General features: G+C 67.1%; 13 protein-coding genes and 1 pseudogene. 8 read left to right on the top strand and 6 right to left on the bottom strand.

Features of this window, described 5'->3' with window-relative positions; translation table 11 throughout:
- Positions 1-30 precede the first annotated feature (30 nt).
- Both LZC95_18625 and LZC95_18620 read left to right on the top strand, forming a co-directional pair.
- Positions 31-1,179, top strand: a complete 1,149-nt coding sequence (locus LZC95_18625; GenBank protein ID WXA98828.1) for a flippase-like domain-containing protein — start codon at positions 31-33, stop codon at positions 1,177-1,179.
- A gap of 95 nt (positions 1,180-1,274) precedes the next feature.
- Positions 1,275-1,538 carry a helix-turn-helix domain-containing protein gene (locus LZC95_18620; GenBank protein WXA98827.1) on the top strand — a complete coding sequence of 88 codons (264 nt, stop codon included), beginning with the start codon at positions 1,275-1,277 and terminating at the stop codon, positions 1,536-1,538.
- Between the two features lie 156 nt (positions 1,539-1,694).
- On the opposite strand, the gene LZC95_18615 is transcribed toward LZC95_18620, so the two are convergent.
- The 6 genes and pseudogenes from LZC95_18615 to dnaG all read right to left on the bottom strand — a co-directional run bounded on the left by LZC95_18615 (position 1,695) and on the right by dnaG (position 11,805).
- Positions 1,695-2,732, bottom strand: coding sequence for a formylglycine-generating enzyme family protein (locus LZC95_18615; GenBank protein ID WXA98826.1), 1,038 nt, complete (start codon positions 2,730-2,732; stop codon positions 1,695-1,697).
- 498 nt (positions 2,733-3,230) lie between these two features.
- On the bottom strand, positions 3,231-3,839 hold the full coding sequence (locus tag LZC95_18610; GenBank protein WXA98825.1) for a hypothetical protein: 609 nt from the start codon (positions 3,837-3,839) through the stop codon (positions 3,231-3,233).
- A 15-nt stretch (positions 3,840-3,854) separates the two neighbouring features.
- Positions 3,855-5,765, bottom strand: coding sequence for a M61 family peptidase (locus LZC95_18605; protein WXA98824.1), 1,911 nt, complete (start codon positions 5,763-5,765; stop codon positions 3,855-3,857).
- A gap of 51 nt (positions 5,766-5,816) precedes the next feature.
- The gene (locus LZC95_18600) at positions 5,817-7,715 is read right to left on the bottom strand and encodes a M61 family peptidase (GenBank protein WXA98823.1); all 1,899 of its coding nucleotides are present in this window, start codon (positions 7,713-7,715) and stop codon (positions 5,817-5,819) included.
- Between the two features lie 92 nt (positions 7,716-7,807).
- Positions 7,808-9,550: pseudogene (gene rpoD / locus LZC95_18595) on the bottom strand (RNA polymerase sigma factor RpoD).
- 179 nt (positions 9,551-9,729) lie between these two features.
- Entirely contained in the window at positions 9,730-11,805 is a 2,076-nt protein-coding gene (gene dnaG / locus LZC95_18590) for a DNA primase (protein WXA98822.1), read from the bottom strand.
- A 447-nt stretch (positions 11,806-12,252) separates the two neighbouring features.
- Between dnaG and atpD the strand changes: the two genes are divergently transcribed.
- From atpD to LZC95_18560, 6 genes are all read left to right on the top strand, one after another.
- A complete protein-coding gene (gene atpD / locus LZC95_18585; protein WXA98821.1) occupies positions 12,253-13,731 on the top strand; it encodes a F0F1 ATP synthase subunit beta in 1,479 nt (492 codons plus the stop codon).
- Positions 13,732-13,752: 21 nt separating this feature from the next.
- Entirely contained in the window at positions 13,753-14,280 is a 528-nt protein-coding gene (atpC, locus tag LZC95_18580) for an ATP synthase F1 subunit epsilon (GenBank protein ID WXA98820.1), read from the top strand.
- Positions 14,277-14,897, top strand: a complete 621-nt coding sequence (locus LZC95_18575; GenBank protein WXA98819.1) for a peptidyl-prolyl cis-trans isomerase — start codon at positions 14,277-14,279, stop codon at positions 14,895-14,897. Before atpC ends, LZC95_18575 begins: the two co-directional genes overlap by 4 nt.
- Before the next feature lie 95 nt (positions 14,898-14,992).
- Positions 14,993-15,280 (top strand): polyhydroxyalkanoic acid system family protein, encoded by a 288-nt coding sequence (locus LZC95_18570; GenBank protein ID WXA98818.1) that lies wholly within the window; start codon positions 14,993-14,995, stop codon positions 15,278-15,280.
- A 117-nt stretch (positions 15,281-15,397) separates the two neighbouring features.
- Positions 15,398-20,347: a hypothetical protein gene (locus tag LZC95_18565; protein ID WXA98817.1), complete on the top strand. Its 4,950-nt coding sequence runs from the start codon at positions 15,398-15,400 to the stop codon at positions 20,345-20,347.
- Complete coding sequence (locus LZC95_18560; GenBank protein WXA98816.1) at positions 20,344-26,076, top strand: hypothetical protein; 5,733 nt, start codon at positions 20,344-20,346, stop codon at positions 26,074-26,076. The genes LZC95_18565 and LZC95_18560 overlap by 4 nt, the downstream gene beginning before the upstream one ends.

The raw sequence follows: 26,076 nt of genomic DNA, 5'->3' as shown, positions 1-26,076 counted from the left end.
GTACACTCCGCGCTATAGGAGCGTGCCGAAGTGACCGTCGAATCCCGCTCCCCCTCCGAATCGCGCTCGTCCGAGTCTTCCACGTCCTTGGAGCCCCCGCAGGGATTCTTCCGGCGCCACGCCACGAAGCTGGTGGCGTCGGCGGTCATCACGGCGAGCCTGCTCTTCACCTTGCAAAAAGGCGGGTTGAAGCTCCTGCCGGACAGCGGGAACTTCGCGCATGTCCGCTGGTGGACGCTCGGCGCCTACTTCGTGACGCTCGTCGTCATGACGTACTTCCGCGCGGTTCGCTGGCGTTTTCTGCTGCGGTCGATTGCCACCGTGCCGCGCAAGCGGGTGCTCGCGGTATCGTGGATTGGCTTTGCCGCGATTCTGCTGATGCCGTTCCGGCTCGGTGAGTTCGTGCGGCCTTTCCTCATTCGCGAAAAAGGCAAGCTGTCGATGACCGCGGCCACCGGGACGGTCGTCGCCGAGCGCGTGGTGGACGGGCTCTATTTGAGCATCATTCTGGCCATCGCGCTGATTCTGGTGCCGCATTTGGTGCCCTTGCCGGCCACGGTCGTCGGGCTTCCGGTATCGGTGTCCGCCGTGCGGCATTCGGGCTTCGTGATGCTGGGCGTCTTCACGATCGCCTTCATCGTGATTGGCGTTTACTACTTCGCGCGCGCGTGGGCGCGCCGGCTGACACTGGCCGTGTTCGGGTTGGTGTCGAAGAAGCTGGGCGAGAAGCTGGCCGGCATCGCGGAAAAGCTGGCCGACGGTCTCCACGCCTTCGGGCGCGCCCGCGACGCGTTCGGTTTCCTTTGGGAGACGACGATTTACTGGTTCGCCAACGTGGGCGGCATGTGGCTTTTGGCCTGGGGCTGCGGCATCGTCCACGGCGACGGGACGGCCATCACGTTCGGCGAAGCGTGCGCGCTGATGGGCATGCTGGGCGTCACCGTCCTCATCCCCGGGCCTCCCGGTCTGCTCGGCGTCTTCCAGGCCGGCATCTACGCCGGCATGACCATGTACTTCCCCACCAACGTGGTCATCGAACAGGGCGCCGCCTACGTCTTCCTTCTCTACATGATCCAACTCGTTTGGACGGTGGTCGCCGCCCTGATCTTCCTCGTGGGCCATCCCGGCGCCCTCAAGGAACTGAGCACCTCCGCGGAAGAAACCGTCCCCGCGGGGTGACTGCGAGACGCAAGTGTCGCCATTCGCTGACATTTGGAAATGTCGTCGATCGCTGACATACTGAGACGTCGCCGTTCGACGACATTTGCGAACCTATGCAACTTCGCACGCCCAAAGACGTCGGTGCTGCCATTCGGCAACGACGGCGGGAGCTTCACCTCGACCAGCGCACGCTGGCGGAGCGCGTGGGGGTCAGCCGGCAATGGATCAGCGAATGTGAACGCGGCAAGCCACGCGCGGAGCTGGGACTGGTCCTTCGTGCGATACGCGTCCTCGGATTGGATCTTCGTATCGGCGCCGAATCGGTCGCCGTGCCGCCATTGGCCCATACCAATGGGACAAGCTCGGCGCCGAGCTGAAGTTCGACCCGGACGATTTGCGCGAGCGTATCCTGCGCATGGCCAACGCGTTGCCCGACCTGGCCCAAATGCACGTACGGCGGGCGCGCGAGGACGGGATTTCACACCCGGTTCTCGCGGCGCTCGCCGAGGCGTTGGCCGAACGATGCGCGAAGGTCAGCTTCCCGCGAGGACCGTAGCGGCGGCCACGGCGGGGGCGGCTTTTGGCGCGAGGACGGCGGCGGGGGTAGCTTTTTCGGAGGGGGCGGCGGCAGGGCGGGTCGCCGCCGTGGCGTCGGACTTGGGGGTGTCGGCGCAGCAGCGGAAACCAATTTGGTAGAAGATGAACGTCTCGTTGTGCGCGGTCGTCATGGGACGGCAGCGGGTGCGCACCGGACCCCAGTAGCCGCCTTTGAGGCCGCTCTTGTAGGGACGGCCACTCTCGTTCACGACCCACTCGTCGACGTTGCCGGTCATGTCGTGCACGCCGTAGGGGCTGACGCAGGCCTCGCGGAAGCCCGACGGATCGCGTTGATCGAGGCGCGCCACCTCGGCATCGCGCGTGCGCGGATCGGCAATCAGCTTCTCGTCTGGCTCGGGGTGCGGCTTGTCGATGTTGCACGCTTCGGCGTCGCGCGTCAGGCCGTAGGGGTACGGCAAACGCTCTTCGCCTTCGCAGGCCAAGGTCCATTCGGTCTCGCCGCAAAGACGCTTGCCCAGACCTTCGCACGTCGCCTTCGCTTCCACCCAGGTCTTCATGACCACCGGGCGTTCCCCCGCGACGTTGGGGTATTCGAACTTGTCGATGCAGAACTTCTTGTGCGTCGTCCCCGATTGGCACGGGCCGGTGGGGGCGAACTCAGCGCAGCGCATCTTCGTCTCGGGGTCGACCCAACGAAGGCACTTCTGCTCGAGCCAAGGACAATAATCGCCTTCGACCATCACCATGTCCGACGGGCAAACGCCCGACTCGGGGACGTTCGAACCGGGACCCGGTGTAGGGGTCGTAGCGCTCACCGCATTCGCAATGGACGCGGTGGCGGGGGCGAGGATGGCCGTCGGCACGCCGTCGTGCTTCGGCCCGTCCGCGCCGACGGATTTGGGTGGAGCCGGCAATTCGGAAGGGGCGGCAGTGGCCACGCCACCTTCCGGTGAGCTGGCACCGAAGATGACCGCTGCAATCGAAACACCGATGAAAATACCGATCTGGCGCATTGCTTGACCCCCCGCGTGGGAGGTGAATTTCTTTCGGCCTTGTGCAGGTACAGCGAATCTTCCGGGGCCGAACTCCGGAGTAATCGTTTCGCGTTTTGCGAAGTCGCTAATCTGTATAAGCAAGTGTCTCGCCAAGGTTGACTTGCTCCCTTGGCCCCCCATCCCGTCTTCGTCGCACGCAGGTCACCTGCAGGTGCGCGTGTAGGTACAGCGTTGATTGGACATACGGATCCCCTGACGCGATCTTCCCGCGCCCGAGAAATCCCTCGATTTCGTAGCCTAATGGAGACGATGTAGGTCCGTCACCTTTTCGGCTTGACAGTCACACGAGAACGGCCGCCCGCCTCGAGCCGCATGCCAATGCGCTCACCACGACAGGCCCGTCAGAGTCGCGCGTTTCAATAACCAATCAGCGCGCGACTGCGTAGATATCGACGCGCGAAAGGCACGCGCGAGGTACGCGTACACGCGCCGACTTTGCGCGCGTGCGTATCCCGCTCAGCGCACGCAAAGCAGGGCCGTGGCTGCCTCGACCGAGATTTCTTCGACAATGAGGGCTTCACCTTGGATGCACCCGGCCTGGCACTGCACCACCGGCTTCGCCTGCCCGGAATCGCATTGGTAAATGGTGCTGCGGGCGCAGTGGTAGCGCTCCACCTCGCAATAGGCTTCGAGCACCTCGGGATCGGTCGTGCCGCCCTCCGGCACGAAACCTGGCGGCGCGGGGCGTGCCACGGCGGGGCCGATATCCCCCGCACAAAGTTGCTTTTCTGCGTTTTCACGCGGCATCTCCATTTCCATGCCGTCGACGACGCAGCCGCGTTTGCACGTGACCAGCCGATCCCACGGGCAGCGACACCCCTCGGGCGAGCACGGGCCCGGCGGCGTGTAGGCGCGCGAGACCTCCACGACGCCGTCACGGCACCGTGCCAATCCGTCGGGGCAAGCGGCCTCGCTTCCTTTGGGGATGGTTGGCGCGGTTGGGACTTCACCCAAACCGTGACCGCGCAACCACGTGGACAAACATCCACGCTCGCACGCCGAGAGCGTGACGAGAAGCAACAGACCCGTAAGGCTGCGAAGGGCGGACGTGGAGGCGCGCGACATCGTCTCCAGCGTATATCAGCGCGCTGGCGTACCTGACGTGACTGACGGCGGCGGCACCCTCGGCGCTAGAATGGCGCCCAGCACGTCCGGCTTGGCCGGATCGCGGTCCAGATGCGGATAGCGTGCTCCCCCGCCCCAGGCGACGCGGTACGTGCGGAAGAATCCATCCCGCTCGGCCAGCAACTCCACGGGGCCCTTGGCGGAGGTATCGGCCAGGACGCGCCGCAGCACCTCGGGCGAATACTTGCGGCCGTTGACCGCAACGAGGGACGCCTTGAGGGGAAGCCCCGCCTTGCCGGCCGGTCCATCGAGGTGCACGTCCAACACGACGCCCTTGTCGTCGAGTGCCACGCCGAGCGTGGAGCGCTCGTCCAGCTGGTGGGTCGTGCGTTCCCACATGGCTTGAAAGTCGGACGGCTTGTCGTGGTATCCGAGCTTGTAGCCGCCGGCCTCGACGCCCCCGAGCGGCACCCGCGGTGTGATGGCGCTGACGCGCTGCTCGAAAAACGTCTTCCAATCGTACGAAACGACATCGCTCAGCGCTTTGAGTACGTCGCCGAGCTCGTACGGTTTGACCTCCGCCCCCGTGTTGGCGCCGCCGAAAAAGCTGCGCAGGAAATCGTCGAGCGAGCGCTTTCCGTCGGTCTTCTGCCGGATGACGGTGTCGGCCTCCAGCCAGACCAGCAGGCTCTCCGGGTAATAATCGAAGCCACGTTGCGCCGAATACCAGGGGCGGTTCGAGCCGGCACCGAAGGCCGCCGTAAACGTCGTATCCGCAAGCGGGCGCCACTTGCGCCCGGGAATGGCGTCGAGGTCCGCCGCCATCGCCGCGAGATCGTCCAAGGCGTCCTGCGTCGAGACCACGCCACTGCGCGCGCTGAGGAGCCAGCCGAGGTAGTGCGTGAGCCCCTCGTAGACCCAGAGGAGATCGTTGCGCATCGGTTGCTGGTAATCGGGCGTGGCCAACCCCTTGGGCCGGCGGTATTTCCCGCACCAGGAGTGCGCGAATTCGTGCGGCAGAAGCCAGCGGGTGTAGCGCCCTCCGTCGTCGCTGGTGAAAAAGTTCGCGGCGGTGACGTTTTGACTCGAAGCGTGATGCTCCGTGCCATTGAAGTCCGCGCCGGCGCTGCCGCTCAACATCAATAAGAAGGTATATCGATCGTAATGCCGGGCGCCGAACAGCGCTCCGGCCTCCGCCACGAGCCTTCGGTAGGTCGCAATCCGGGCATCACTCGCCTGGAGCGCGTCTTTGCTCTCCGCGACGACTTCGAGCGAATGCGTCGTTCCCATCGCCGTCCCGAGGTCGAACGAGCGGCCGTACCGACCGAGGATCACCGGCGAATCGACGAGCATTTCCAAGGTCGTCGGCCTGAAATTCACCGCGCCGGCGGTGTCGGCGGCCACCTGCAGCGACGAGGCGTAGCGCCAACCCGAGGGCATCTGGGCGCTGGGCTCGACCCGCAGATCGCGAACGCGGGCGCCCTTTGGATAGAGCACCACTTGTTCCCAGCTGATGGACGACAATCCATCGCTGGGAAACCACCGGGGATCGGCGACGACATCGAGCTCCACGTCGACGGCCGCCGCCCCCGCGGGCACCGTCATGGCGAACTCGGACGTCTCCACCGAATCGCGCCGCCAGGCGAGCGGCTGTCCGCCGGCCAGGAAACGCAGCCCGCTGATGTCCGCCACCCGACCCACCGGGCCATGATGGCCGGGGATCCATTTCGGATACACCAAAGTGAGCGGCCCCGGGCGCGCGGGCACGCGCACCTTGGCGTGCAGCACCATCTGCGCCGCATCGCGCGCATCGACTCGCACCGTCATCGGCCCGGCGGGCGGCGGCGGCGTGGTAGGTGCTGCGGAAGCTTGGGGCGTGCACCCGGCCAGAAGAACGAGCGGAACGATCCGAGAGAGCAGTCGCATGGCTAGTGTCGCGCCTCCTATCAGGTATTCGCGCGCCACCGAGGCGAAATTTCAGCGACTTCGGGGCGCGAGCATGGTCGCCAATGTGTCGGGCTTCGAGGCGACGCGCTCCAAGTAGGGATAGCGACCGCCCTCGTTCCACGCCACCCGGTGCGTGCGATAAAAGCCGTCGCGTTCGGTCAGAAGCTCGATGGGCGATGCGGAACCTTTGTTCTCGGCAATGGTGCGGCGCAGGAGCTCGGCAGTGTATTTGCGGCCATTGACGGCGACGAGGATGGAGCCCTCCACCAGACCGGCACGCCCCGCGGGGCCGTCGAAGTGCAGATCCGTCACGACGGCCTTGTCGTTGACCACCATGCCCAAGGTGAAACGCTCGTTCAGCGTCTTGGACACGCGCTCGACGACGCCTTGCAGATCGCTCGGCTTGTCGCGATACGCCAGGCGGTAGCCGGCGCCCTCGATGCCCCCGAGCGGCGCGTGCGCGGCCACCTCGGTGATGCGCTGCTCGAAGAAGGCTTTCCAATCGTGCTCCGCGACCCGATTCAGTGCCGCGAGCAGATCACCGAGCTCGTACGGTTTGACCTCGGCGCCGCCGCTCGCGCCCCCGAAGAAGGCGCGCAGGAAGTCATCCAGCGATCGGGCGCCGCTCGTTTTCTGGCGAATGAGCGTGTCGGCCTCGAGCCAAATGAGGAGGCTCTCCGGGTAATAATCCCGTGCGCGCTGCGCCGAATACCAGGGGCGGTTCGACTCCTGCCCGAAGGCCGGCGTGTACGTCGTATCGCCCAGCGAACGCCATTTTCGGGCCGGGATGGCATCGAGCGTGGCGGCGATGAGCGCCAGATGGTCCTTGGAGTCCTGCGCCTGCGAAAGGCCGCTGCGCCCCGCGAGGAGCCATCCCGTGTATTCCGTGAGGCCCTCGTAGACCCAGAGCAGCTCGTTGTGGGTCGGCTCCTGGTAGTTCGGTGTGGCCAGGCCCTTCGGGCGGCGGTACTTGCCGCACCAGGAGTGCGTATATTCGTGCGGGAGCAACTTGCTCGCCGCGCGGAATTCGTCGTCCTTGGCAAAGAGGCCGGGCATGCTCAGGTTCTGGCTCGACGCATGGTGTTCGAGCCCGCTGCTCGAGCGGCCGTCGCTGCTCAAGATGTACAAGAACGAGTACGCATCGTAATGACGCGCCCCGAAGAGCGTCGTGGCCTCGGCGACCAGGCGCTTGTACGCGGTAATTTGCTTCTCGTTCGCATCGACGGCACCGCCCGTGTCGCTCACGATTTCCAATGCGTGCGGGGCCCCCAACGCCGTGCCCAGATCGATCGTGCGCCCGTAGCGCCCCATGATCACGGGCGAGTCGACCAGCGTCTCCAGCGAGACGCGCTGGAAGCTCACCGCATCGGCGCCTTGCGAGACCCGCCGCAGGGCCGTGGCGTAGTGCCAGCCTGCGGGGACCTGCACACTGGGCTCGAACTGCACGTCACGGGCGCGTGCCCCCTTGGGGTAAAGCACGACGCGGTTCCAATTCAGATCGGACACGTCCGCGGTCTCGCCCCAGCGCTTGTCCACGACCACGTCGAGCTCCACCTCGACGGCCGACGCGCCCGAAGGCACATTGAGGGCAAACTCCGACGTCTCCTCGGGATCGCGCTTCCACGCGAGCGGCTTTCCCTCCGCGGAAAAGCGCAAGCCGCTGATGTCCGCCACCTTCCCCGTCGGTCCGTGGGTGCCCGGGATCCACTTGGGGTACACCAACGTGAGCGCCCCCGGCCGCGCGGGCACGGTGAGCTTCGCGTGGATCACCATCTGCGGAACATCGCGCGCATCGACCTGCACGCGAATGGGCCCCGTCAGCGAAGCCCGCGGCGTCGTGGGTGCCGCCGCAGCCTCCGGGGCGCACCCGCCAACCGCCCCCACAGCCAACACCCCGAATACGAGCCCAAGTCCTGCCGCCGTTCGCATCGCACTCCTCGACTTCAACGAGAGAGGGCGGTCACCCCGAACAGGTGCCGCCCCCAATGGTGCTTTTACGTTAGGGGTGACCGAGCGAAAGTTCAGCTCTCGATGAACGATTTAAGCTGCTTCGACCGCGACGGGTGACGCAGCTTGCGCAGGGCCTTCGCCTCGATCTGGCGAATGCGCTCGCGGGTGACCTCGAAGTCCTGGCCGACTTCTTCCAAGGTGTGGTCGCTCTTCTCGCCGATGCCGAAACGCATGCGCAGGACCTTCTCCTCGCGCGGCGTGAGGGACTTGAGGACTTTGCGGGTCTGCTCGGCGAGGTTCATGTTGATGACCGCTTCGGCCGGCGACACGACGCTCTTGTCCTCGATGAAGTCTCCGAGATGCGAATCTTCCTCCTCGCCAATGGGCGTTTCGAGGCTGATCGGCTCCTTGGCGATCTTCAGAACCTTGCGCACCTTGTCGAGCGGGAGCTCCATCTTCTCGGCGATTTCTTCCGGCGTGGGCTCGCGTCCGTACTCCTGGACCAAGTAACGGCTGGTCCGGATAAGCTTGTTGATCGTCTCGATCATGTGGACCGGGATACGGATCGTGCGCGCCTGGTCGGCGATGGCGCGGGTAATCGCTTGCCGGATCCACCACGTGGCGTACGTGGAGAATTTGTAGCCGCGCTTGTACTCGAACTTGTCGACGGCCTTCATCAGGCCGATGTTCCCTTCCTGAATCAGGTCGAGGAACTGCAAGCCGCGGTTCGTGTACTTCTTCGCAATGGACACGACGAGGCGCAGGTTCGCTTCCACCAGCTCGGCCTTGGCCCGCTCGGCCACGCGCTCGCCCTCGCGGATCTCGTTGTAGGTGGCGCGCAGCGACTTGATGTCGAGCTGCAGCTCCTCTTCCACCTTCTTCAGGTTCTTCATCGCTGCGGCGTGGTTCGAGAGAACCTCCTCGGGCGTCACGCCGTGGCGGCGCTTGAAGCGACGCTCGCCGTTCGCATCGCCCTTGGCCGTGCGCGCCTCTTTGCGCAGCTGGTCCATGTCGACGCCGGTGCGCTTTTCGATCTCCGTCGAGCCGCTCTCCGCGCGCTCGATCTTCTGGATCAAGGTGCGGAGCTTCATGACGACGCGATCGATCGTCTTCTTGTTGAGACGCATGTCCTCGAGCGTCTCGACCATCTTCGCGCGGTTGCCGTCGATCTCCGCGTCGATGCTCTTCTTGCGCGCGGCGCTCGCGCCCTGAAGCTGCACGCGCAGCTCCTGCGTCGCCTTGTCGAGATGACGCACTTTTTCGATGAGGCGCAAAATGCGGCGATCCGCCTCCTCCTCGTCGAACTCGCGGTCCTCGTCCTCCGCGTCGCGGATGATGTCCTTCACCCGGATCTTGTGTTTGCGAAGCTTGTCACCCAGATCGATGATCTCGCGAACGGCCACCGGGCTATTCAGAATGGCGCCCAGAATCGTGTGCTCACCGGTCTCGATGCGCTTCGCGATCTCGACTTCGCCCTCGCGCGTGAGAAGCGAGACGCTTCCCATCTTGCGCAGGTACATGCGAACCGGATCGTTCGACTTCGAGTAATAGCTTCCGTCGTCGGCTTCTTCCTTCTCCGAGCGCGGGACCTGTTTGGTCTTCTCCGCAGCTTCCTCGGCGGCGATGCGCGTGGGGGCGATTTTGACCTGCGTCGCAGCGTCGACGATCTCGATGTCCTCGTCGCCGAGGACGCCCATCACGTCGTCCATCTGATCGGCAACGACATCGGCCGGCAAAGCGTCATTCACCTCTTCGTAGGTGAGAAAACCCTTGGTTTTGCCAGCCTCGATGAGCTGCTGAACTTCTTTCCGGTCGCGGTTCTTCGTCGCCATCGCGTCTTATACCTCGTGAGGTTTCATGGGAAGGTCACGTGAAGGAAGGGACTATGTGAAGTGAAGGGAGAAGGCGAAAAGTCTGAAAGTCTCTGAAGGACTACGTCGAAATCTTTTCGGATGAAGCACGAATCAGTCGATTTCTTTGTGAGCGACCCGTCCTAATACTCGGGTTCGGCTTTGGGTCCAGGGTCTACACGAAAGATTTTTGAAGAATTCAACCCCTCCGGCTCAGGGCGGTGGATGGTCGCTCCAGTTACCGGAGCGTACGGTCGGTTTTTTGGGGCATCGCCTCGGGTCGCCAAAACTTGGCGCGCATGCTCGGCCGCCAACGCCACTTGGGATTCGAAATCGCCTTCATTTCTCTGGTTGTCGATGGCCTCGCGCGTCGTTTCTTCCAACCGAATCGCGCGAAGAACCTCCGCCGCTCGGGACGCTTGCATCTTGGCCGTCTCGACGTTGTCGTGTGTTGGGGCGGCTAGCCGCTCTGCGGCGAAGGCGCGAATGGCAGGATCGATACCCGAAAGACGCGTTTGGAACAGGTCCGTATCGAGTCGCCCATCCCCGGACAGGTTGCACGACTGCGCCAATGCGGCCACCGTGCGCGCCGAAGGCCCCTCCAGCAGCGAAAGCCAGCCTTCGACCTCGGGATCGCGGAGCAGCTCGGGGTACTCGATGAGGGCCCCCACCAGAGCGGCGCGTGCCCGCGCATCGGGTGCCCGCGTCTGAAGGCGCGCGCGCTTCGGCGGCTCCGGCGTTTCGCCGCGGCGCAACGTGGGCGGCGGGCCAGCTTTGGCCACCGCGCGCTTCACCGCCTCGACCAGCGCGCGAAAAGGTTCGTCGGGAACATGACGCGCCACGCGATCGACGAGGCGCAAATCGATGCGTCCCGCAACTTGGTCGGCGTGGGTCTTGGCCATCATCTTAATGAGAGGATCGTCCTCCTCCGCGAGAAGTTGTGACACTTCCGCGACGCGCGCGGCACGCTCGTGGGCGTCGGCGGCGGTGAAGCCCGCATCGAGCGCGCTATCGATCAGGTATTCGAGCATGCCCCGCGCATGTGCCAAGACTTCGTTGAGCGCCTGTACCCCGCGCGTGCGGAGAAATTCGTCCGGATCGACGCCGGCGGGCAAGTTCCCGACCTTGGCCCCGAGCCCCGCGTCACGCAGAGGTCCACGCGAAGCCCGCGTGGCTTTGCGCCCTGCGTTGTCCGCGTCGAAGAGCAACACGACGCGGGAGGCATAGCGCTTGAGCAACTTCGCCTGGTCCGTGGTGAACGCCGTGCCGAGGGGCGCGACGACGTTCTTGATGCCGCGCGCCTGGAGCGAGACGCAATCGAAGTTGCCCTCGACGACGACCGCGCATTGGTCCTCCCGGATCGCATGACGCGCTTGGTAGATGCCGAAAAGCATCTGCCCTTTGCTGTAAATCGGGCTCTCGGGCGAATTAATGTACTTTGCAGGCTTCTCGCCGCCCCGGCCCGCCCCGGGGTCCTCCGACTCGGGGAGGGCGCGCAAGCTTCGGCCGCTGAAGGCAACCACGCGTCCCTGCGGGTCGACGACGGCGAACATGAGCCGGTGACGGAACCGGTCGTAGTGACCCGCGCCCGACGACCGCGGAACGAGCAAGCCGACTTGCTCGGCGTACATGGGCGAGATGCCCTGCTGCTTGAGGAACGTCGCGAGGCCGTCCCACGCGGCCGGGGCGTAGCCGATGCGGAAGGCCTGAAGGACTTCGTCGATGGCCGCGGAGGATTTGACCCCCGCCGCATGCGCCGCCCACCACGTGGGCACCAGCTCGCGGCGGGCCAGCTCCTCCAGGGCGTAACCGGCGTGGGGGTGCTCGCGCAGCTGCTGCTCGAAGAAGGTCGCGGCGAGGTTGTTGACCGAGTACAGGTCGTCGCGCTGCTTGCGCTGCCGATCGACTTCGGTCCGCTCGCGGACGTCTTCCTCGATGGCGATGCCCGCGCGTTCGGCCAGGGCGCGCACGGCCTCGGGGAAGGACAGGCCGTCGAGCTTCATCACGAAGTCGATCGCGCTGCCGCCTTCCTTGCAGCCGAAACAGTGGAAGAAGCCGCGGTCGGGATTGACGTGAAAGCTCGGCGATTTCTCTTTGTGGAACGGGCAGAGGCCGGTGAACGATCGCCCTCGCCGCTTAAGGGTCGGCACGCTCTCCAAAATGAGGGCAACGATGTCCGTGCGCTCGCGTACGAGCGCGATGGTCTGCGGCGATATCAACTGACCGTCCCGAACTCCCCGTGCCTTCGTAATCTCGCGAGCTTCAAGCCATGTGACAGAGCGACACGTTCAGGTCAAGTGCTCGTGCTGACTGGAAAAAACCGTTCCTGAACTCGCGCGATGTCACACTTACATCGGCAGATATTTGCTCCCGGTCAACGGGCCGGACGGCCTGAATAGCGCAGAAGAAGGAAACCGCCAGGGCGCCAGAATTTCGCCAGGATCGCCAGATGGACCTTCACTCACGAAAATAAGGGTGTTTCGAGTTTTCCCCGGGCGATCCTGGCGGCTCTTTTGGCGTCCTGGCGGTTCCCTCTTCTGCGGGCGCAAGGGAATTCTTCTGCGGGTACAGGAAGAAGAGCCATTTCCAGCCGCGGTACTGAACACGTGCGCAAACGGGGGTGGACGTCAACGGTCCAACCGTGATATGCGCGGCCCCGGAAAAACATGACTTCTCCCTCCATCCCCACTGGCACCGGCAACGCAAACAAAGGCAAGATCGTCCAGGTCATCGGACCGGTCGTTGACGTGGAGTTCCCCGAGGGGCACCTACCGAAGATTCTGAGTGCGTTGAAGGTTACGAACCCTGGTATTTCCAAGGCGAAAGAGAACCTCACGCTCGAGGTCGCCCAGCATCTCGGCGAGAACACGGTGCGCACCATCGCGATGGATACGTCCGACGGTCTCGTGCGTGGCATGGAGGCCCGCGACACCGGCGGTCCGATCGCGATGCCGGTCGGTCCGGAGTGCCTGGGCCGCATTTTGAACGTCATCGGCGAGCCCGTGGACGAGGCCGGGCCGGTCAACGCCAAGAAGACCGCCCCCATCCACAAGGCGCCCCCGACCTTCCAGGACCAGTCGACCAAGGTCGAGGTCTTCGAGACGGGCATCAAGGTCATCGACCTCCTCGCCCCCTATCGTAAGGGTGGAAAAATCGGCTTGTTCGGCGGCGCCGGCGTCGGCAAGACCGTTCTGATTCTCGAGCTCATCAACAACGTCGCCAAGGCCCACGGCGGTGTGTCCTGCTTCGCCGGCGTCGGCGAGCGCACCCGCGAAGGCAACGACTTGTTCCTCGAAATGCGCGAGTCGAAGCTCGAGACGGGCCAGCCCGTCATCACGAAGACGGCCCTCGTGTTCGGCCAGATGAACGAGCCGCCGGGAGCCCGCGCCCGCGTCGCCCTCTCCGCCCTCACGGTCGCCGAGTACTTCCGCGACGACGAGGGTCAGGACGTCATGCTCTTCGTCGACAACATCTTCCGTTTCACCCAGGCCGGCTCGGAAGTGTCCGCGCTCCTCGGCCGTATCCCCAGCGCCGTCGGTTACCAGCCGACCCTGTCGACGGAAATGGGCGCCCTCCAAGAGCGCATCACCTCGACGACCAAGGGATCCATCACCAGCGTGCAGGCCATCTACGTGCCCGCCGACGACTTGACCGACCCCGCGCCGGCCACGACCTTCGCGCACTTGGACGCCACGACCGTTCTTTCGCGCCAGATCGCGGAGCTCGGCATCTACCCGGCCGTCGATCCGCTCGCCTCCACGTCGACCCTGCTCGACCCGCAGGTCGTCGGACAGAAGCACTACGACATCGCCCGCAAAGTGCAGTCGACCCTGCAGAAGTACAACGACCTGCAGGACATCATCGCCATCCTCGGTATGGACGAGTTGAGCGAGGAAGACCGCCTCGTCGTCTCGCGCGCCCGCAAGATCCAGCGCTTCTTGTCGCAGCCGTTCTTCGTCGCCGCCCAGTTCACCGGCACGCCCGGCAAGCTGGTGAAGCTCGACAAGACCATCGAGTCGTTCGAGCAGATCCTCGAGGGCAAGTTCGACGATGACTCCAAGTACCCCGAGCAGGCCTTCTACATGGTGGGCGACATCGAAGAGATGAAGACCAAGGCCGCCGAGCTCACGAAGTCGAAGAAGTAAGCCTCCGAAAGAACTCGAACCATGGCCGAAAATAAGATCGAGTTGGAGATCGTGACGCCGCGCGGGCGTGCGCTCACCGCATCGGTGGACGAGGTGACTGCGCCCAGCGTCAACGGCGAGCTCGGTGTCCTTCCGGGGCACTTGCCGCTGTTGGCGGCACTGCAAAGCGGCGTCGTCTCGTACCGCGTGTCGGGCGAGCAGAAAAAGTGCGCGGTGGGTCCGGGCTTTGCCGAAATCGGCCCGGAGAAGCTTCTCATCCTGACCGACGAATTCTGCGAACGCGAAGGCCTCGACCCCGTGCCGCTCCGCAAAGAGCTGGCCGAAATCGACGCGCAGTTGGACAAGCTCATTGCCGAATCGACGGTGGAAGCACCGGCCGCTGCCCAGCGCCGGGAGCTCGCCGCCCGCGAGAACTGGATCGCCGCACAGCTCGAGCTCTATGGCGATCCGCCCGCGCCCACGCTCCGCACCGAGGAGTTCGGCCCGACGCCTCCGCCCGCCGATGAAAACGGCGGGGACGAGTCCAGCGGCACGAAGCACGAAAAATGAGTGAATCGCAGGGGTCCGCCCGCACGGCGGCAATCGGCCTGGGGGTCGTGGTTGCCGTCCTTGCGTTGGTTCTTGCCTTCAAAGGCGGCGGCTCGAAAACGGCCGCCGTCGACGCAGGGGTGGACGCTGGCGCAGTGGCGGACGCGGCGTTGGATGGTGCCGGAACGACGTCCGCCGAGGTGGACGCAGGCGGCGATCCCTTTGGCCTGGACGGTGTCGGCTCCGCACCAACGGAACGCGAGGACCGGCTCGATTCGGGCATCGGGGCCACGCTTCCGGATGGAACGCCGGTGCCTCCCCTGCCCAACACGGCGCCGCGCGCGGTGCGTCTGGGCGTCATCTTGGTGACCTACGAGGGTGCGCAGGGCGCGCCGGCGAAGGCGCGATCGAAGGCCGAGGCCAAGGAATTGGCCGCGAAACTTGCAGCCGAAGCGAAAACCGACTTCCACGCCGCCGTGAGCCATGGCGACAGCGGATCGGCCGACGATCTCGGCCGGATCCCGCGGGGGACGTTGGAACTCGCCCCGGAATACGTGCTTTTCACGATGCCGTCGGGGCAAACGAGCGAACCTATCGATACGCCGCGCGGGTTTTGGATCGTGAAACGCCTCGATTGACGTAACGTTTAGCAACCGACACCGAGAGAACCCTGGCATCCGAACGAGGAAAGCCAGGAAAGCTACATAGAAAAGCTACAGGAGAGGCAATTCTCATGGCCACCATCGACATCGCCCGCCCGCATGCGCTCACCAAGGAAGAAGCCAAGAAACGAGCCGAGGAGCTTGCAAAAGGCATGCAGGAGAAGCTCGGAATCGTCTGGAACTGGGTTGGCGACGCCATCGAGTTCAACGTCCCGGGCGGTGCGGCGAAAGGTGCCAAGGGCAAGGTCGGCGTCTCGGACCGCGAAGTCCGCGTCGAGGTGGACCTCCCCTTCATGCTCAAGATGATGAAGGGCACCATCGAAGAGAAGATCCAAGAGAAGCTCAAGGCCCTGCTGTAACAGCGGCTCCCTGATCGGCCGCTCCCTGATCGGCTTCGCGGGCGAGTCCGGGGCGGGCTTCATTATTGTATCGCGTGCGGGGGATAGCCTGCGCTACCTTTTGGCTCCAAACAGGGCATGGCGCATATGTCCAACACGATAAGCCTGCCGCCCGAACGCGGAGCATCCGCAGCGGCAGGATCTCAGGAGTCGCCGAAGGGGGGAGAAATTGTCCGATACCTGCGCGCGGAGGTCGCCGCGACGGAGGATCGCGCGAGGCAGGCAAGGCTCCTCGGTGAGATAGGGGACCTTCTCGAACGCGCAGGGGACGAACCGGGGGCGGCGCGCGATTACCTCGCCGCCTTCAACGCGGACCCGATGTTCCGCGAGCCGCTCGAGGCGTTGGTGCGCCTCATGGAGCGAAGGCGCTCGCTGAAGAACCTCGGGCGCGTGATCGATGCCCTGGTGCGCGCCTCGGTGACGCCGGAGGAAAAGACGCGCGCGCTCATCATGCGTGCCGCGTTCCTCGAGGATGTCGCGGGCGATCTGAAGGGCGCCAAAGATGCCCTGCGCGAGGCGACCGAGCTTGCGGCGACGGACGTGGAGTCGGTCGCGGCATGGCTTGCGCTGGAGTTGGTCGCCGCAAAGAGCGGCGATCCGGCGGCGCGCCGGCGTGCGTTGAACGAGCGGGCGCATCGCCCGAGCGATCCCACGTGGCAGGCGCTGTTGCTCATCGACCTGGCCAAGATGCTCGCGGAGGCAAGCGACATCGCGGGTGCGTTGGCCGTGCTCGACGAGGCGCGCGGTAAAAAGGCCGGGGCCACGTACTTGGCCGCCGTGGCCGCGGAGCGGTTGGCGCGCGGCGAATCGGGCGAGTCACTCCTTGGAAGCGCCGAAGACGCGAAAACGCGCGCAGAAGCGTACGCCGCTGCCCTCGATGCGCAGGCGGAGCTGATCGTCACCGGGATGAACGAGGCCGCACGGGCCGATGCTCTGGGTGTGCCGCATGCCGTGCGGACCGTTCCGCATTTGGTCGATGCGTGCCTGCGTGCGGGCGAGGTGCGTCGCCACCTGGGCGATCTGCCCGGTGCCGCGGCCTCGCTGGACCGAGCGCTCGCGTGGACGGAGGTCGACGAGGCGCCGGCGTTGAGCGACACGGGGGTCGGCCCGCGCACGAAGGTTCAAGTTCCCGCGGGAGGCATGCTCTCCTCGCTCCTGCTGAGCGCGCGCATGCGCGTGGCCGAGCAGCAGGGTGACATGGAGCTCGCGTCGAAGTTGTCGCTGAAGCTTCTCGCGCAGGAAAAGGATGGAAGCGTCAAGGCCTCGCTGGCCATGCGGCTCGCCGAGCGCGCGGTGGGCACGCGCGATCGCCGCGGAGCGCTGGAAGCGCTTTCGAAGGCGGTGGCGAACGATCCTGTGTGCTTGCCGGCACGGGCGCTGCAGCTCGATTTGTTGGCCGATTCGGGCGATCCGGCGGCGTTTGCCTCGCAGCTGGAGGCCTTTGCCGATTGCCTGCCGAGCGATGAGGCGCGGGCGCGGGCGTTCGTGCTCGCCGCCTACGTGTGGGGCGTGCAGGCCGACGACGCCACCGCGTCGAAGGCGGCGTTGGCCGAGGCGCGGATGCTGGGCACGGCGGACGACGTCATCTGGCGCGTGGGCAGGATGATCGCCCTGGTGCGCGGCGACACGCAGTGGAGCGACGACGTCACGCGAAGGCTGATGGTCGGCGGCGGTGCGCCGGCACGCGATCGGGACCGCAAATCCGACGCAGCGCCCAACGACGCGGAGCTGGCGCATTTGTGGCTCGGTGCCGTTCGCAATCGGCTGGTGCGTGGGGACGAAGAGGGCCTGCGCAAGGCCATCGCCGAATTGACCGACACCGGCGAAGGCGCGTGGCTCGCGCACATGCTGCAAGCGTTCCTTCCGGCGGCGAAAACCGAGACCAACGAGGCAGCCGATCCAGCCGCGGCACGGGATGCGCAGCGGGCGGCACTGGAAAAGCTGACCGATCTGGAGCACAAGCCCAAGCTGTCGCGCGGCCTGGCGCTGCTGTCGGCATGGCGCGCGCACGATGCGGGCGACTCCAGCGCAGCGCGCGTGCGGCTCCGCGGGCTCGCGGGCAAAGATCCCAGCGATCCGCTGGTGGCCACGTACTTGGCCGAGCTCGAACGGGAGGATGGCTCCCCTGCCCTTGCCGCCTCGGCGCTCACCGCGTGCGCGATGGCCACGGACGACGACGATCTCGCGGCGGCGATGCACATCGAGGCGGGGCTGTCGCGATGGCGCGCGGGCGAAAAAGAGGCGGCGCTCGATTCGTTCGAGCGGGCCGCGCAGAAGGCGCCCCTCGCCGCGCGGGCGGTGCTCGCATGGGCGGCGCGCGGAACGGCGGGCGAATCGCTCGAGCGAAGGCGCCGGGCCATCCGCTTCGCGAAGCCGGTGGACGAAGATGCGGCGATCCTCGAGCTCGAGCACTTCGCGACCGAGGTGTTCGCCGGCGACACCGAAGAAGCGCAGAAGGCGCTGACGCGGCTCGAGGATACGAGCGAGGGCGATCTGGCCTTGGCCGCGGCGCTGGCGCGGCTCGCTTGGCAGGACTCCGCGGCCACACGCGAGCGCGTGGAGATCGCGCTGGCGCGCATCGCACCGGCAGGGCCGATTGCCAACCAGCTCGCGGCGGCGGAGCAACTGCGGCGGGTGCGCGGCGTCGATCCGGAGGCCGCGACGGAGGCGGCGCAGCGCTGGTTCGACACGGGCGGAGGCCTCGCGGCGGCGTTCGAGTGGCTCACCGCGGCCATCGCGGGACGGGCGCCCGCACGCGAATCGGAAGCGCGCCGCGCCATGGCGCGAAGCATGCGCGGCGAGCAACGCGAGGCAATGCTCGCGAGCGCGGCGGTGCTGGACGCCTTGCAAGGGCACGCGGACGAAACGCCACTGCTCGGCGGGAATTCGGTTGCAACGCGGCTCGCCAACCTGGAGATTGCCCTCCCGGGATCCGATCCGCGACGGCGCGCGCGGGCGCTGCAAAGCCTGGGCGATGCCCTCGGAGACGAAGCGGGCGCGGATGCGATGTCGCTCTCGGGCTGGTCGCTGCTCGCGATGGGTGATGCCGCCGGCGCGTACGCCGCGTTCGAATCCGCGACGGCATCCCGCGCGGACGACATCGCGGCGTGGGAGGGCCTGCGCGCGGCTGCGGAGGCCCTCGGCGATCGCGCGGCGCACGCGCATGCCGAAGTGGGCCTTGGAATGCGCATCGGCAGCAACACACGCGCCGGCGAGCTCCTGGAGAATGCCGGACGCATCTGGCTGGGGCTCGGCGACGAGGCAGCTGCCGAAAGCGCGTTCGACGCGGCGTTCGAGCGCGATGCTTCGCGCGCATTCGCCTTCGACAAGGTGTTCCGTGCAGTGCGGGCCCGCAAGGATTCGGACAAGCTTCTCGCGCTGATTTCGCGGCGGGTCGAGATCTCCGAGGATCCGAACGAGCTCGGAAAGCTCTTTTGGGAGCAGGCCCGCGTGCTGCGGGAAAAGGGCGACATCGACGGCGCCTTCAAGGCGCTGGAAAGCGTCACCATGTTCGAGCCGGAGCACGTGGGAGCGCTCGCGCTCACGGGCGAGATCTTCATCCGGCGCGGCATGTACGAAGAGGCCGCGGAGAGCTTGGCCAAGCTGGCCACCGTGCAGGAGGCACCGCCCAAGAATCGCGTGACGGCGGGCATCGCGGCGGTGGACCTTTACGAGAACAAGCTGGATCGGTTCGATCTTGCGCTGGGCGTGCTGATCAAATTGCACGCCTCGGGGCTGTCCACCCTGCCCGTCCGCGAGCGGCTGGCGCGCGCCGCGGCCCGCACGGGAAGCTGGAACGAGGCGACGGCCATCCTTCACGAATTGATGCACGAGCGCGAAACCGCGCAGGGCCGGGTCGCAGCCGCGCGGCTCGCGATGGCCATTCACCGCGATCGCCTGGGCAACCCGCAAGGCGCCGCACCGGCGGTGATCAAGTTGCTCGAGGAGGCTCCTGGCGACGGCGAGGCCATCGATCTGCTGTTGCGCATCGAGGTCGAACCGCAGACGCGTCGCGCCCTGTTTGCCCGCGTAAAGGAAGCATTGGTGGGCGTCCTTCGGGAAAACCCCGTGGATGCGGCGACGATCCGGCGGCTCGCACGGATTGCGCGCGGCGCGGGCGACACCGAGATCGAGCATGCCGCGCTGTCGACGTCGCAGTTGGTCATCGGCACGGACGGCAACGACGAAGCGATCTTGCAGAGCTTCGTGCAGCGCAAAGCGCGGGTGCCGCAGATGGCCATCGATGCCGGGTTGCGCGCAGCCATGGTGGCGCCGGGCGATGCGGGGCCGATGGCGGACTTCTTCCAGGTGATGGCCCCCACCTTGGCCGAGGCACTAGGACCGTCGCTGACTGCGCTCGGGTTGTCCAAGCGCGACAAGGTCGATCCGCGCGGCGGGATGACCTTGCGCAATGAAATCGCCGCGTGGGCGGGCGCCTTCGGGATCGACTCGTTCGACCTGTACGTGGGCGGCCGCGATCCGCTGGGGGTTTACGGCATCCCGGGCGACATCCCATCGCTGGTCATCGGCTCGGGCATCACCTCGCCGCTGCCGCCTCCGTTGCGGGCGCGCGTGGCGAGCGAGCTTTATGCGATGGCCCGGGGCAGCACCATCGTGCGAAGCCGGGACGCCACGTCCGTGGCCGCGATTTTCGTGGCCGGTTGCCGCTTGGCCGACTTGCCCATCGAGGCGCCGCCCTTCGCCGTGCTGCCCGAGATCGAAAAGAGCATCGGCAAAGTGATTGCGCGGCGAACGAAGAAGATGCTGCCCGAGCTTTGCCGGGCGGCGCTGCAGTCGGGACAGGATGCGCGAACCTGGTACCTGCGGGCCCATTTGACGCTCGCGCGGTGCGCGCTCATCGCCTCGGCGGACGTGTCGTTCGTCGTATGCGATGCCATTGGTGAGCCTCCGGAACGGGTGCGGGCGGTGCTCAAGAGCGAAGATTACGCGGTGGAGCTGTTGCGCTTTGCCTTCTCGCCGACGTACCTGCAGGTGCGGCGGGCGCTGGGGCTCGAGGGGTTGTCATGAGCGAAGGCAAGCCGCCCGGCGGTTTCCTCGACGGCGACGACGATTTCGATTGGGACGCCGCCCTCGACGAGTGGGAGGTCAAGAGCTTCGCGGATGATCCGAAGGCGAAGCCCGCGGAACAACAGGCGCAACAACCGGCGGAGGCGCAGCCCGAGCAGGGCACCACGCCGACGATGAAGCCGGGCCCGGACGCGAACCTCGAGGCGGAAGAGATCGAGATCCCCACCCGAGCGCGGGCGGAGACGCCGCAGCTCATCGATCTGACGGGTGGCGACGATGACCGCGAGGGCATCGCCACGAGCGTCTCGTCGGTCGCCACCATCGAGTCGCTCCGCAATGCGAAGACGCCGGGGGCGCTCAGCCGCTCCAAGGCGGGGCTCGGGCAGCTTTTCGGACGGAACCTCGAGCCGACGGCGATGCTGGGCGACGGCTCCGTCGTGACGAGCGCGAAGGAGCTCGAGCAAACGGCGCGCGCGGAGAAAGACAAGGACGACCGCGCGGAGACGCTGGAGTCGCTGCGAACGACGGCGCGTATGGATCGGGAAGAGCCCGAGACGGCCATGGGGCCCCTCGCCGCCGAGGGCGCGATGTTCGATCCGTTCGCGGAGACGTTCAATCTGACGACGAACGATGTCCCGACGGCGCCGCCGCCGGGGCGGCCCACCCCGCTCGCACCCGCGCCCGAGAGCACCCCCACCGGGGCGGAGGCCGCGCCCACGTCGGCGACGTCGAAGACCAAGGACAAGCCGCAATTCTTGGTGCCGGAGTTCGAGTTCGACCGCAGCGAGGACAATGCCGAAGAGCCCATCGAGACGACGGGGCTTCGGACGAAGGGGCCGACGACCCTTCCCGGCGCGGCAGCCTCGGGGCCGGTGCCCGTCGTGCGCGATGGCGGACACCGCGCGTTCGGCGACGAAGAGGAGATGGAGACCGCGATTTACGCGATCCATAGCCCCGAAGGCGCGCCGCCTTCGCTGCGACGCTCCTTTCTGCCGCCGCCCGTGCCGCCGGTCATCCCGCCATCCTTTGCTCGCTCCGAGCCACCGCCGGGGAAAGAAGAACAGGCCGAGAAAGCCCCCGTCTCGCGGAGCGACGTTCCGCCGTCGATTCCCCCGCCCCTGTCGGCGGTTCCCACGTTCGAGGGACAGAAGCCGGCCTCCGAGTGGCTGAGCGACGAAGCCCGCAGCACGATGGAAGCTCGCTGCGTGTGGCTCGAGGAGGAAGCGCGCGCCCTGGAGGATCCCGTGGCGCGTGCGCGGACGCTGCTCGCCGTGAGCGAGATGCGTGCGATCTTGGGGCAACGCTACGAGGCAGAGAAGCTCGCGGTGGACGCGCGCGATGCGGCACCGAAGCTCGCGCTGTCGCATCGTCAGGCGCGCGCGCTGGCCACCGACGATGCCGAGCGGTTGCAGCGCATCGATGCGGCCGCAGCGGCCACGACGACGGAAGCAGGCCGGCTGCACGAACGGCTGTTGGCCGTGGAGTCGGTGCGGCTCCAAGGCGAAGGCGAAGAGCTGCTCTGGGATCGCTGGGAGCAAACGTGGCTGCACGCGCCGGACGACGTTCGCGTGGTCATCGGGCGCGCGGCCCTGGCGCTTTCGAACGAGCAAATGGCCAGCAGCGCGCTGCGCTTTCCGGAGGCACCGGAGCTCGCGGGCGTTGCGCAAGCGATGGAGAGCGCGCTGCGCCTGCGCGGCGTCGAGGTGGGTCTCGAAGCGACGGGCGAGCGACCCGCGCTCGCCGAAAAGGGCGCGGCGGACAAAGGCGACAAGAAGCGCTCGCCGGATGCCGCATCGATCCTGCGGCGGGCACGCACGGCGCTCACCATTGGGCAGCCGGTGCTCGCCGCACGCATCCTCGCGGAGTTTTCCGACGTGCCGGAGCTGTCCGGTGCGGCGGCATGGCTCTCGGCGGCGCTTTCGGTCACCGATCCGGACGCGCGCGCATCGTCGCTGGCCGCGCTCAAGGGCCTGGAAGACCGCGCGGCGGTGCGTGCGCGTGCGGCGCGCGGGCTCGAGCTCGGCGACACGGCGGTGGTCGCCTCCGCCCTCGACGTGCCCGACATTTTCGCCCCGGAGGAGGAGCTCGTGCTGCGCCTCTTCACCGGAGCGTCCGACGAGCTGACGCGACCCCTGGCGCGTCGCATCGAAGGCGATGAAGGGCTCGCACCGTTTGCGGCGGCCGCCGCGGCGCTCGTGCGTGGTGACGTGGCTCAGGCCAAGAAGGCGGCCGGCGAGGACGCGAAAAAGCGCGCCGTGGTGCTCGGGCGTCTCCTCGCCCAGCGCGCCCCGCTGGCGGACATCGAGGAGGCTGCACGCGCGCGCGCCGACGATGCCCCCGAGGAATCGCGGGCGTTGCGGCTGGAGGTCGCCTTCCGGAGTTCTCGCTGGGAATCGCTGGCCGAGACGCTGTCGTCGTGGGAGGGCGGCTCGCGCCCGGGCGATCGCTGGATGGCCGCGGCGCTCATTGCGGAGCGCGCCGGCGAGCGCGAGCGCGCCCTGTCGGCGTACAACCAAGCGCGCGCGGTGGAAGCGGACAACGAGGTCGCGTTGCGTGCGGCGGTGGAACTGGATCCCTCGATCGACCTGGCGTCGGAGCTTCGCGCCGTGGCGCTGAAGCTCGAACACGGCTCGCGGGCGGCACTCACCGCCGTGGAGGCAGTGGCCCGTAAGGGGCAGCTCGACAACGAGGCGAAACTGGAGCTGCTCGAAGTTGCGCATCGCGCGGCGCCGTCGTTGCCGTTCGCGTCGTTCTTGGCCGAGCGCATCGCCCGCAAAGAGGGCGATGTCGCCAAGGTCATCGGGTGGGTGCAGAAGCGAAAAGACGGGGCGAGTGATTCGCTCGAAAAAGCGCTCGATTCCGTGCGCGAGGCGTTGCTCGTCGCGGATCAGGATCGCGCCTTCGCCACCGAGCGTCTCGTCGAGGCGCAGGGCGCGCGGCCCGATGACGTGGCGCTGCGCGATCTGTACGAGCGCATCGCCGTCGATGCGCCGACGGACGGTGCATCGTGGCGGGAGGAGCGCGCGGCCACGGCCACGGGCGAGACGCGCCAGCGCTGGCTCCTGGAGGCCGCACACGCCTACGAGCAGCGCGGGGATCGCGAGGGGGCACTGCGCGCGGCCACGGCCGCGGCGGCCGCACACGAGGATCCATTGCCGTCGCTGGAGCGGGTCGTCCTGGAGCGCGCGGAGCTCGCATCGGGGCACGTGGCTCGCCTCGCGGAGGAGCTGCTCACCACGGCGCGGCAGACGGAAGACGTGGTGGTGCGGCGCGAAGCCTACGAGCGGCTGGCCGATCTGGACGCGAAGGCGCGGCACGATGCAGCGAGCGCGCTGCTCTGGCACCGCACGATCCTCGAGGAGACGCTGGATCACAAGCCGAGCCTGCGCCACGTCGAGCATGCGCTTCTTTCCGAGGCCCGCGACGACGAGCTGGAGCCGGTAGCCACCTTGATTGCACGCGTGCTCGCCGGCACCGCCGGCGGCGAAGCGGCGGCGCATGCCGGCCTCGCGGCGCGCTTGCGCATGCGGCGCGGTGACTGGGGCACGACGTACGATCTCGCGGCGCTGGGCAAGGCCGAGAGCGATCCGCCGATCTGGGCGCTGCGCTTGTACAACGCGCACGCGCGCACCCGGCGCGATCTGGGCGCGGAGCTGGAGGCCACGCGGGCGCTGCTGCAACGCGCTTCGCGCAGTGCCGAGGTGTCCGGGCTCTTGCTGCGCGCCGGCCAAGCGGCGGTGATGCTGGGGCGCACGGCCGAGGGCAAGGAGCTGCTCGAGCGGGCCATCACGGAAGACGCGGCGGACATCGTGGCGTGGGAAAAGCTCGCCGAGGCGCGACGCGCGTGCGGAGAGACGCGGGATGCGGCCAGCGCCTACGAGATGGTTGCCCGCGGCTCGCAGGTGCCCGCGCATCGCGTGGCGGCCTGGCTCAAGGCCGCGCAGATCTGGCTCGACGATCTGCACGACGACGATCGCGGCATGCTCGCACTGAAAGAGGCCGCGAGCATCGACGTGAGCGATAGCAACGTGTTCACGCGCTTGTGCGCGCTGTACACGAAGCGCAACCTGTTCAACGATTTGGGCGCGCTGCTGGAAATGCGCGCGCAGACCGTGACGGAGCCGGCCGAGCGGCTCGCGCTCGAGGTGGAGCGCGGGCGCGTGCTGCTGGGCGTGGGTGATTCCGCGGGGGCCAAGCGGGCGCTCGAGGCGGCGCTGGCGCTGGATCCCGATCACGTGGAGGCACTCAAGACGTACGGCGAGGTCTCGGCGGGCGTTTCCGATTGGAATGCGGCGGAGCAGGCCTGGGTGCGGCTCTCGCGCCTGGCGGCCACGCCCGAAGAGCAGTGCGCCATCTACGAGCGCCTGGGCGATCTGTACGCGAACCACGAGGTGAATCTGGAACGCGCCGAGCTGGCCTTCGAAGAGCTGCTCAAGCGCAAGCCAGGCGATCTGACCACGCTCTCGCGGCTGGTCGACGTCTACCGACGCCGCGGCGACGTGGACAAGGCGCTGGACCTGCAGAACCAGCTTTTCCTCTCGACGCGCGATCCCTTGGAGCGCCGCCAGCGGTACATCGAGCGGGCGTCCATCTACGAGGAAGTGGCAAACGAGCCGCGCAAGGCCGAGCAGACCTTGGAGGCCGCGCGGCGCGAGTTCCCCACGGACGTGGTGGTGCTGCGTGCGCTGGCCGAGTTTTACATGCGTCACCGCCAGCTTCCCGCGGTGCACATTCTGCTCGACCGGGCCGCTGCGGATGCACGTCGCGCCTTTGCCGCAGGGCGGTTTGCCCCCACGTCGTTCGAAACGATGGCCACGGTCTACGAGCTGCGCGGCAAGAAGGACGCGGCCAACGTGGTCAGCGCGAGCCTCGCGGCCTTCAGCGGCAAGCCTGCGAACATCCAGGGCGCTGCAGCCCGCGCGGGCGATGCGCGGCTCGACGAGGTGCTTGCGCCCGACGTGGTGATCCCTGCCCTGCGCGCGCTTTTGGCGCGCACCGGTGATGCGCTCGACGCCATCGTTCCGCTGGATCCGCGCTCGGTGCGCGCGGCGCCGCTTCCGCCGTCGGCCGCGCACGTGCAAACGCTGGCAACGACGCTGGCCACGGGCATGGGCATTGCGGGCTGCCAGGTGCTGGTCTCGCCGCAGGTCGGCCTCACGTGCGTGCCGGTGAGCTCGACGCCGCCGGTGATCATTTTGGGCGAGGCGCTCCTGTTGCCCTCGACGAACGAACTAGCGCGCACCTTCCTTCTGATGCGCGCGTTGAAGCTCGTGCAAGCGCGCGCATCGGCGCTGCTGCGCATCGTGGCGAAGGATCTGCCGGTGCTCGTGGCCGCGTGGCTTCACGTCTTCAATCCGAGCTGGAAGCCGCAGGGGATCAACCCGACGGCACTCGCGGAGGCTGCACGGCGGCTGCAAGCCGCGCTGCCGCGAAAGCTCGATCAGGACGTGGGGCTCATGGCGCTCGAGGTGGCCGGCTCCGTGGGAACGCAGGCTGCGGTGCTCGGCCCCGCGGTGGTGTCCTGGGCGGATCGCACGGGGTTGCTCGCCGTGGGCGATCCCAACGCGGCACTCGAGGCCATTGCGTGGACTTTGGGCCTCTCGTCGGTGCCGAGCGATCCCGACGAACGCGCCGACTGGATCTCCAAGACGCCGCAGGCGCGCGAGATCATCGGCTACAGCGTGAGCGATGGCTACGCCGAAGCACGGGCGCGCTCCGGGATGAAGTAA

Source organism: Sorangiineae bacterium MSr12523, from assembly GCA_037157775.1.
GTDB lineage: Bacteria > Myxococcota_A > Polyangia > Polyangiales > Polyangiaceae > Pendulispora > Pendulispora brunnea.
Note: the sequence above shows the minus strand (reverse complement) of the source record. Positions and strands in the feature narration are given on the sequence as shown.

What these genes read in the sequence shown, in the direction of transcription:
- LZC95_18615 (WXA98826.1), bottom strand. Translation starts at nt 2,732, where the DNA reads ATGCGCCAGATCGGTATTTTCATCGGTGTTTCGATTGCAGCGGTCATC.
- atpD (WXA98821.1), top strand. Translation starts at nt 12,253, where the DNA reads ATGACTTCTCCCTCCATCCCCACTGGCACCGGCAACGCAAACAAAGGC.
- LZC95_18565 (WXA98817.1), top strand. Translation starts at nt 15,398, where the DNA reads ATGGCGCATATGTCCAACACGATAAGCCTGCCGCCCGAACGCGGAGCA.
- LZC95_18605 (WXA98824.1), bottom strand. Translation starts at nt 5,765, where the DNA reads ATGCGACTGCTCTCTCGGATCGTTCCGCTCGTTCTTCTGGCCGGGTGC.
- LZC95_18575 (WXA98819.1), top strand. Translation starts at nt 14,277, where the DNA reads ATGAGTGAATCGCAGGGGTCCGCCCGCACGGCGGCAATCGGCCTGGGG.
- atpC (WXA98820.1), top strand. Translation starts at nt 13,753, where the DNA reads ATGGCCGAAAATAAGATCGAGTTGGAGATCGTGACGCCGCGCGGGCGT.
- LZC95_18570 (WXA98818.1), top strand. Translation starts at nt 14,993, where the DNA reads ATGGCCACCATCGACATCGCCCGCCCGCATGCGCTCACCAAGGAAGAA.
- LZC95_18560 (WXA98816.1), top strand. Translation starts at nt 20,344, where the DNA reads ATGAGCGAAGGCAAGCCGCCCGGCGGTTTCCTCGACGGCGACGACGAT.
- LZC95_18600 (WXA98823.1), bottom strand. Translation starts at nt 7,715, where the DNA reads ATGCGAACGGCGGCAGGACTTGGGCTCGTATTCGGGGTGTTGGCTGTG.
- LZC95_18610 (WXA98825.1), bottom strand. Translation starts at nt 3,839, where the DNA reads ATGTCGCGCGCCTCCACGTCCGCCCTTCGCAGCCTTACGGGTCTGTTG.
- LZC95_18620 (WXA98827.1), top strand. Translation starts at nt 1,275, where the DNA reads ATGCAACTTCGCACGCCCAAAGACGTCGGTGCTGCCATTCGGCAACGA.